This is a genomic window from Ligilactobacillus apodemi DSM 16634 = JCM 16172, assembly GCF_001434405.1.
In the GTDB taxonomy this organism is placed as follows: Bacteria; Bacillota; Bacilli; order Lactobacillales; family Lactobacillaceae; genus Ligilactobacillus; species Ligilactobacillus apodemi.
Window position 1 is genome coordinate 1 of sequence record NZ_AZFT01000038.1, and the last position, 7,905, is coordinate 7,905.

Consider the following 7,905-nt stretch of genomic DNA (forward strand, 5'->3'; position numbering starts at 1 on the left):
CCAGGTGATCCAATCAACCCTAACGATCCAGATGGTCCAAAATGGCCAGCTGAAGCGGGTGAAGTATCTAAGGATGTAACATCAACAGTTCACTATGTTGGTGCTGGTGATCAAACACCAGCTGACAACGTGCAAACAGCAACATGGACACGGACAGTTACAGTTGATGCAGTTACAGGTGAAGTAGTTTCATCTACAGATTGGACATCAGATAAGGAAACTTATGATGCCGTAACCACACCAGTGATCAATGGTTACTACGCAGATACAGCTGAAGTAGCTGCCCAAACAGTAACGCAAGAAAACATTGAAACAACTGTTGTCTACAAGGAATTAGGTAAGATCGTGCCCGTTGATCCAAACGGCAACGAAATTCCAGGTGCAGAAACACCAACTTACAACAATGATCCAAGTGACCCAACTAAGGGTGGCATCACAGATGTGCCAGAAGTTCCAGGTTATGTACCACAAGTACCAAGTGTGACACCAGAAAACCCAGGTGAAGATACACCTGTAGTTTATGTACCAGTAACTCCTGAAGCACAAACTCAAACAGCGACGATCACATACGTTGACAGTACAACCGGTGAAACGATCCAAGTTGACACTGTTACAGGTGAATCAGGCTCAACGATCAACTACAGCACCGCTGATGTGATCAAAGAACTTGAAGAAAAGGGTTATGTCTTAGTTGAAGATGGCTTCCCAACGGACGCTACATTTGACGATGATGATAGTACAACTCAAAACTACACGGTCACATTGAAACACGGTGAAAAGACAGTCACACCAGACAACCCAGTGACCCCAGGTGATCCAATCAACCCTAATGATCCAGATGGTCCAAAATGGCCAGCTGAAGCGGGTGAAGTATCTAAGGATGTAACATCAACAGTTCACTATGTTGGTGCTGGTGATCAAACACCAGCTGACAACGTGCAAACAGCAACATGGACACGGACAGTTACAGTTGATGCAGTTACAGGTGAAGTAGTTTCATCTACAGATTGGACATCAGATAAGGAAACTTACGATGCCGTAACGACACCAGTGATCAATGGTTACTATGCAGATACAGCCGAAGTAGCTGCCCAAACAGTAACGCAAGAAAACATTGAAACAACTGTTGTCTACAAGGAATTAGGTAAGGTCGTACCAGTTGATCCAAACGGTAACGAAATTCCAGGTGCAGAAACACCAACTTACAACAATGATCCAAGTGACCCAACTAAGGGTGGCATCACAGACGTACCAGAAGTTCCAGGTTATGTACCACAAACACCAAGTGTGACACCAGAAAACCCAGGTGAAGATACACCGGTAGTTTACGTACCAGTAACTCCTGAAAAACAAACTCAAACAGCTAAGATCGTCTATGTTGATGAAACTACAGGTGAAACAATTGAAACGGTTGTTGTCACAGGTAAGTCAGGCGACAAGATCGATTATAGTACCGCAGATAAGATCAAGGAATTGGTCGAAAAAGGCTACGTTGTTGTTGAAGACGGCTTCCCAACAGACGCTACATTTGATGACAATGATGCTGAAGATCAAGTATATGTAGTTAAATTAGGCCATGACACAGCACCAGTTGGACCAAACAACCCACATGAACCAGGCACACCGATCAACCCTAACGATCCAAATGGTCCAAAATGGCCAGCTGCAGATGAATATTCAAAAGAATATACTTCAACCGTTCACTTTGTAGACGAAAATGGTAACAAGATCCGTGAAGATGATGTCCAAACATCAACATGGACAAGAACATTGATCGTTGACAAGGTAACAGGCGAAATCTTGAACCCACAAGAACCTTGGACAGCTGACAAAGATAGCTATAACCAAGTTAAGGTTCCAGTTGTAGAAGGCTACGTAGCTGATAAAGCAGTAGTTCCAGGTCAAGCAACCCAACAACGAAATCTTGAAACAACAGTAACTTACAAGAAGATCGGCGTGATCGTTCCGGTTGATGAAAACGGCAACGAAATCCCAGGTGCTGAAACACCACAATACAAGAACGATCCTAACGATCCAACAAAAGTTATCGTCACAGACACACCAAAAGTTCCAGGATATAACACTGATACCCCAAGTGTTGACCCAGCAGATCCAACTGCAAATATGCAAGTTGTTTACAAGAAGGTTGTTACACCGGCTGAACCATCCGAACCTACTCCACAACCACAGCCAGAAAAACAACCAGACCAACAACCACAACCAGACCAACAAAAACCAGTTGTTGAACCAACTTCGACAACTACAACTGTTAAGGAACAACCTGCCAAGGCTACTCAAGCAGCTAAAACAACTGAAGAATTACCACAAACTGGTGATTCAGAAAACAATAAGTTAGCAGCTCTTGGTGCTACAATGGTTGCAAGCTTACTCGGTTTCGCAGGCTTGAAGAGAAGAAAAAAGGATGAAAAAGACAACATCTAATAGTTGTTCTTAGATCCAAAAAAGAAGAGTCGTAAGGCTCTTCTTTTTTTACATATATGTCATTTACAAGCTAAACAGCCTGATTTCGGAAGAATACCGAAATCAGGCTGTTTATTTCTTATTAAAGATCTACTTGATAAGAAACTAATCCATTAAAGCAACGGATTGTTGGAAATGTTTAGGTGTTTGTCCAACGATTTTTTTGAATGCCCTTGAGAAGTGAGAAGCATCAGCAAAACCAAGCGTATAAGCGGCTTCGTTCGTAGTAACATTTGATTTTAACATCAGCTTAGCTTCTTCGATCTTACGGGTCATAATGTAATCTTGGACGGTAGAATTTAACTCGGTCTTAAAGAGTGTGCGGAGTTTAGATTCGCTAATATTAAAATAGCTAGCTAACTCTTTAACTTTAAGGGGCCGATACATGTTTGTGTTAATGTATTGGATGATCGATGTTGTAAGTGGTGATAAATGTTGTGAAACGACTTTATTAACCTCATTGGTATAATATACGATCGCAGAATCACGCACTTGTAAGATCTCATCCAGTGTATTAGCGAGTTCAGTTTTCTTAATAAAGAGATCGCGACTACCATAAGCAGTGATGATATCCATACCTAACTCGATCCCCGCTTGGGAAAGCTTTTCAAAAACAACGATCGAGTAGTTTTTTTCCGAACGTAGCGTATCGCCGGTTACAGCAGGGATAACCCCATTACTTAACTTGAATACCATATCTCGTAGCTTATTGACATCACCACTACGAACATAATTTAAGATCTTATGTTCATATAAATATAGGTACATATTTGAATCAAAATTTTGTGATACAAGGTATTCAATACGTTTATCAGTGATCTCAGTTTCATACTTTTTCGTTTCTAAGTGCACCTTGTCAGACATTAAATCTTTAATTTCCCCTGAAAAGAAATAATGTACCATGATCAAGATATCACGCAATTCACTCGTTGAGAATAAGGGGAGATCAGAGAGATAATTATAGAGAGTTTCTTGCTCCTTAGGGCTAATTTGTAAATCTTTCATTTTTTTATAGAAAAATGTTTTATCAATAATATTACACTTGAACGGTCCAAATAAGACATGAAGATTTTCGTAGTTGTACAATAGAAACATGTCGTTCAATTCACCACTAATGAAAGTAAACAACTCATTTGCATCAAGTGCATCTCTAAGAATATTTTCATAGTCATTGAAAAGTATGGTTGTTTGGTTTGAACGATACTCCTCAACAATCTCTAAATTCTTATCAAAGACTATAATGGGAAGTCTTAGACAAACATGTAGAGATTTGATCATCTTTATCCTTTTCATATAAATCGCGACCTCTTCAATATAAATTAAAATGAATATATAGAATTATAATAATAATTTAACCTCTTTGATATTATAACTTTTTTTAAAGAATATTTTCCACCTATTTGTCCTAAAAAACAATTTATAATGAATTATACAATTATAAATTAAAAAATCAACTCACGAAAATACAAATTTTGTTGAATTATACATTTAAAATATATCTAAATGATTCTATACTTTTAAATTGTTAAGAAATTCTATAGAAAAAGGAGTAAGAATAATGGTCTCCAAAAATAATAAGAATCTATATTTGAGAAGATCAGCTGATCGAGTTTCAAAGTATACGATAAAGAAGCTTAGTATTGGGGCAGCGTCAGTGCTGCTAAGTACAACGTTTTTCTTAGGTTCAAGTACTTCTGCTAGTGCTTCAACTGATGATCAAGGTTCAAGTTCAAGTGCTGAAACGACCGAAACCACTGCGGCTTCCACGATCAGTGATAGTAATGTAACACTTAAAAGTAGTAAAGTAACAGCTGATGATGAGGCATCAACTTCCACCACTTCCACAAACGATGCCACAGAATCACAAAGTACACCAACTTCAGAGACCGCTGCTTCAACAACTAGTGAAGCTGCAACCACGCAAGCTAACGCGAATGCATCATCATCTTCCACGACCTCTTCCACAGATAGTGCATCCGCATCTTCCACAAGTGAAGCAGTAAATGAAAATACGCAAGTAGAAAATAGTAAACAAGCTCCGACAGAATCCAATTCAACTGTATCCAACAATAATAATAGTGCAGCGACATCCGAAACCGCTAGCCAAGCATCAGATGCACAAAGTACTGCATCTGATGCTGTAGCAAGTGCAGCTACAAGTGTTGCTGATAGCGTGGCCTCAAGTGAAGCAGAAACAACTGCCAGCGCAAGTGCCACTCCAACAAGTGCTGTAGCAATGCTTTCAGCTAGTGACACCCAAACAACACATGAAGTGACAGTTAGTGACTGGGCACAATTAGTTAGTGCAATGAGCAACTCTAACTATCAACAAATCAACGTTGAAGGGACATTGACGGCTACTGGCGATGGTAATATCGGCAGTGTAGGTCATACGGTTACGATTTCTGGATCAGATAATGCAGGAATTAATTTTGGTTCAAACATTTTGACAGCAACGGGTGGTAGTTGGAACATCACCTTTGCTAATTTAAATGTTGTGACTGGTAATGCTAGTGGTGTAGTTGACTTAAGTAAAACTACTGGTGAAAACACCGTAACGTTTGATAACGTAACTGCTTCAGGGACTTCACTTTATGGTGGTGGCGGTAATACCGCAGTCGTGATCAGTGGTGATACAACTTCAACGGTTGATAATGCTGGTGAAAATAACGAAGCCAACATTCATGATGCCTCATCTGTTACGGTAGCCAAAGGTGCTTCATTTACGATCAACCGTTCTTCAATTGGGGATGGCATCAACTTACCTGACGGTTCAGCGGTTGTAGTTAGCGACGATGCTAAATTAACGATCAACATGAATACCAATAATGCAACTGATAAAGCGCGTTATCATAATGCGGGTGTCTTCATGAACAAGGGCGGTTCATTTACTTCTGGCCGTAATTCCGTGGTAACAATGAACACCAGCATTGGTCAAGCAATCGCAATTGGTGCCGGTCGTCCATCAAGTACTGACAGTGATCGTTTTGGTGGCTATGGCACAAACCAATCACGTTATGACGGACCAAGTACGGTAACATTAGGCACAAACTCGACCTTTAACTTTACTGGACGTGACGGGATCATCTTGGGTAATAACTCAACCTTTACTTCTGGTGAATATTCGACCGTTCACTTCCAAAACAAAGGCCGTGGGGTTGCCTTAGATTTAGCAAACGATAGTAATATCATCATTTCTAAACACTCTAATACCTTGTTTGAATCTGATGGTAAGACTAAGACTGGGGGGACTCCATCTGGTTCTTATGATGGTTATAACTATATCGGGGTCAATGAACGTGGTAACATCACGATCGACGAATATGCAACCTTCCGCGTGATCTTAACTAACCGTGGTGATAATAACTGGGATGACGTAATCTCCTTAGATTCACGTAGTTCTAGCTCAAATGCTGCCTTTACTTCGAAAAAAGGTGCGGTAATCGATATCCGTGATGATAACACTAACTTCTATGCGGAATTGATCTCTTTCCCACTAGGAAATGCTAACTCTAAGATTGATATCGAAGATCCACTTTATGTCAACTTCCAACGTTATTCCGCTGGTGGTGCGATCACTGGTTGGATGGCTGGTGTTGGGGGCGACAAGATCCAAAATACTAGTGACAAAACAACTGCTAACCTACTTTATATGGGTGGAAATAAAGGGACTATCCGTATGGGTGGGACCGATTATATCGTTTACCAAGATATTAAAGCCGATGGTGCTCAACAAATTTGGCTCAATGTCAATGAAGTGACCTTTAAGAAAAACGGTTTTGATAATGACCCTAAAAACGACAATGGGGCTAACCCGGACCTTTCAATCAGTGGGACAGGCTTAGTTGCTGGTGTGGCTGCTAATGACGTTAAAGAAGATTCCGGTAATGCTAACGGACATTACGGAATTTCTTCGCGGCGGGCAGCGCAACAAATTTGGATCTCACATGAAACAACAAACCAAGCTTCTGGTGTTCATAAAAATACGATTCGTTATGTTGACGAAGATGGTAATGAAATCTTCCCATCGGTAACGCAAGAAGTTGATATGATGCGTGATATGACGTTATCTTTTAGCGATGATGACATCGAAGCGATTAAGGAATACGCTAAAACACATAGTGCCGATGAGATCTTAAATTACTTAAAAGATCTTTACACGGTCACAAAAGATTCTGGTTGGCAAATTGCTAATGCAGTTAACACGACAACTGCTTATGATGCGGTTACTACCCCAGTGCTTGAAGGATATACGGCTAAGATCCAATCAACAAACGCTAACGGTGTTAAGGTTGGGGATGATGCAAGTACAGTCCAAGCAACATTAGTGATCCCAGAAGATGCTGTTGTTAAAGATGGTAAATTAACTGCCGAATATATGAATAATGGCTATACTGGTATTCCAGCAAACTATGAAACAGTTGTGGTTTATACTAAGGAAGTTAAAGATCAAACTGTGACGGTCGTTTACCAAGATAAGACTGATAATAAAATTTTAGCAACAGATACTGTTTCTGGTAAGCCAGGAACAAACGTTGATTATTCAACGGCTGATCAAATCAAGACTTTAGAAGCACAAGGCTATAAATTAGTTACCGATGGCTATCCAGGTACAAGCACAACCTTTGGTGATCAACCAGAAACTTATTACGTGGTGTTTGAACATGCAACTGAAGACCAAGACGTGCAAAAAGATGTTAAAGAAACAGTGCATTACGTTGGTGCCGGTGACCAAACACCAGCTGATAACGTGCAAACAGCTACTTGGACAAAGACAGTTACCGTTGATAAAGTCACAGGTGAAACTGTTAAAGAAACAGAATGGACACCTAACAAGACTAACTACGATGAAGTCAAAACACCGGCTGTTACAGGTTATGTAGCTGATAAAGAAACTGTTCCAAGTACAGCAGTGACACAAGATGACATTGAAGTGACAGTAACTTATTCACCAGTACAAGCTGATGCTCAAAAAGCAGTTATCAATTATGTTGATCAAGATAACGACAATAGTGTCTTAGCGACAGACTCTGTAACGGGTGATTCAAATGAAAAGATCAACTACTCTACTGCTGATAAGATCAAAGAATTAACAGCTAAGGGTTATGAATTAGTGTCAGATGGTTTCCCAACTGATGCAACTTTTGATGATGATAGTTCTGTTGACCAAGTGTACACGGTTGTCTTGAAACACGCTACTCAAACAGTTACGCCAAACGATCCACAAAAACCAGGTGATCCAATCAATCCAGATGATCCAGAAGGACCAAAATGGCCAGCTGGCACAGACAAAGATAGCGTTCAAAAAGATGTAACCGAAACAGTGCATTATGTTGGTGCCGGTGAAAATACGCCAGCTGACGTCGTACAAAACGCAACTTGGACTCGGACCGTGACCGTCGATAAAGTTACTGGTGAAATCGT

Annotated in this window: 3 protein-coding genes; 2 read left to right on the top strand and 1 reads right to left on the bottom strand. The window is 40.3% G+C overall.

Annotation, left to right across the window (positions count from 1 at the left end):
• Positions 1-2,442, top strand: a 2,442-nt coding sequence (locus FC32_RS03105) for a mucin-binding protein (RefSeq protein WP_156399002.1), incomplete at its 5' end; no start/stop codon positions are given.
• Positions 2,443-2,586: 144 nt separating this feature from the next.
• On the opposite strand, the gene FC32_RS03110 is transcribed toward FC32_RS03105, so the two are convergent.
• Entirely contained in the window at positions 2,587-3,774 is a 1,188-nt protein-coding gene (locus FC32_RS03110) for a YSIRK-targeted surface antigen transcriptional regulator (RefSeq protein WP_056957258.1), read from the bottom strand.
• A gap of 265 nt (positions 3,775-4,039) precedes the next feature.
• On the opposite strand from FC32_RS03110, the gene FC32_RS03115 reads away from it, so the two are divergent.
• Positions 4,040-7,905: mucin-binding protein (locus tag FC32_RS03115; RefSeq protein ID WP_156399003.1), on the top strand; the 3,866-nt coding region annotated here is incomplete at its 3' end.

Excerpts from the sequence above, each read along its gene's own strand:
- FC32_RS03110 (WP_056957258.1), bottom strand. The coding sequence starts at position 3,774 with ATGAAAAGGATAAAGATGATCAAATCTCTACATGTTTGTCTAAGACTT.